Origin of the sequence: Vibrio sp. 1F169, assembly GCF_041439605.1 — a bacterium.
Lineage (GTDB): Bacteria > Pseudomonadota > Gammaproteobacteria > Enterobacterales > Vibrionaceae > Vibrio > Vibrio tasmaniensis_A.
This window is the reverse complement of the sequence record NZ_JBGOOI010000157.1, coordinates 1-1,824: the sequence shown is the minus strand read 5'-3', so window position 1 is coordinate 1,824 and position 1,824 is coordinate 1. Positions and strand designations below refer to the sequence as shown.

At 37.5% G+C, this 1,824-nt stretch carries 2 protein-coding genes; one reads left to right on the top strand and one right to left on the bottom strand.

Annotated features, from left to right (window positions below):
• Positions 1 to 478: 478 nt before the first annotated feature.
• Positions 479 to 790, top strand: a complete 312-nt coding sequence (locus ACED53_RS23310) for a helix-turn-helix domain-containing protein (protein WP_108188476.1) — start codon at positions 479 to 481, stop codon at positions 788 to 790.
• Between the two features lie 18 nt (positions 791 to 808).
• Here ACED53_RS23310 and ACED53_RS23305 read toward each other — a convergent pair whose 3' ends face one another.
• Entirely contained in the window at positions 809 to 1,123 is a 315-nt protein-coding gene (locus tag ACED53_RS23305; RefSeq protein WP_371715325.1) for a type II toxin-antitoxin system RelE/ParE family toxin, read from the bottom strand.
• Positions 1,124 to 1,824 lie beyond the last annotated feature (701 nt).

The following is a 1,824-nucleotide window of genomic DNA, read 5'->3' as shown; positions in this document are numbered from 1 at the left end:
AAAACATCTTGAATCCAAACAGAGTGCAGGAGTACTTGAAGTGCTTGCGTGATATGGCTATCATGAAAGGACTTAACGGGCTTCAATCGTTTAAGTATTCCGACGAAAACCAGCTTCCTACGGCTGGTTTTGTCACATCTGGGAAATAGATTAATCCCAAAAGCGATTGATCTCAATGATCCTTTTAACCGGTCATCAGTTTTCCAAACAAAAAAGCCTCCCTTTGGGGAGGCTTTTTTGTTTCTGAATCTTGGACCGAATAAGGCTGCTAGGGTTTGAATTTATTTACAATTCCATCATTACCAAGTTGTCAGAGATGGTGGTATCACAATCACAAACGTTAATGTTTCATAAATTTTGGATTGAAAAAGTAACGCTAGCGTGCAATATTAGGCCTTGCGATTTATACAAACATTTGTATAATTCCCGCGCCTACTTTTAGGCATTCTATTTATTTACAAAAAACAAGGTTTGGCTTATGAGTAAAAGTCCTTTAGAACTTTTAAGTTCAGATCCAGTAGAACTTAGTTTGCTGTCCACAAAAGTGAAGCTAATGATCATTGCAAGTGAGATTATTAGGGAGAACGGTTGGACACAAAAAGAAGCATCATTAAAACTTGGCGTATCACAGCCAAGAATTAGTAATCTAATGAATAATAAAATTTCAAAGTTTTCAATTGATTCAGCTTTTGAAATTTTGGGTAAGCTAGGCTACCTTTCAGAAATGACCTTCAACCCAATGAACCGAGAGCGCCCAGTTATAATGGAGCTAAAAAAAACAGCGGTTTAACCGCTGTTTTGAATAGACTTATATATCACGATAACGCTGCTTAATCGTTTTCTCGTGTTTACTGTCTGTTTGATTTGAAGTTTTAACAAAAGCCTCAAGGACATACACCTTCTCATCCTTGATAACATAAACCACTCGGTAGGCTGGTTTACCGTTTTTGCAAATTTCAATCACACCTTTGCCTAAACCTTGCATTGACTTCGTTTTCATCATGGGCTGCAACCCATACTGCAAACGAACCAAATCTGCCACGAACTTCTCACGCTGTTCCGCTGGGAAGTTCTCTAGTTTTTTCTCGGTGTCGCCTTTATAAATCAGTTCCTTTTCTTGCATTGTAATAATCCTCATATAGAAGTTGGTTGGTTGTATACCTAATTAATTTTTTCATTTTTTAGTCCTGTTTTTTTTGCTAGTAGTCCTAGCTATTTTCACCGATTGGTGACTGTTTTTTTTAGTGCTTTTCTGCACCACCCCGCATAATAAATGAGAAAGTTCAACAATACCACTCTTAATTTATATAAGTACTTGTATATAATGAGGTGTTCTGATTTATTGATATGGAATTACGCGACTCCATAACGAAGAACGGCTCCCAATTGGAAGCCGAACCTATAGCATTTAATCGTATACAACGATCGTAGGGTTACTCATTTGTAGATTTCATATACTAGGATTTACAAATCTTAATCAGCCCAGTTATAGCATTAACGAATGCTGTCATTGGTATAATCCAAGATGCAATTTCAGATAGCTCAAGTATGCTCATTTTCATTCTCCTGATGTAAAGTCTTCCTGCAAGGTTCTAAGGGCGCTGTTTGCCGCTTAGATCCACTCAGAATCTATTTACAGAATGTTTTTTCCCATCCCTTAAAAAATCCAAAAAAGCTGAGCACACCAAATATGACGTCTGGCACCTAAAATCCGGTGTTCATTATTCCTATTATGGTAAATAGCAAGGTTTGCTATCAGAAACAGCCCTCAGAACCCCTCAAACGCTCTTAGCGAAGATTTTTGACACTTGATCAAGGCAATAC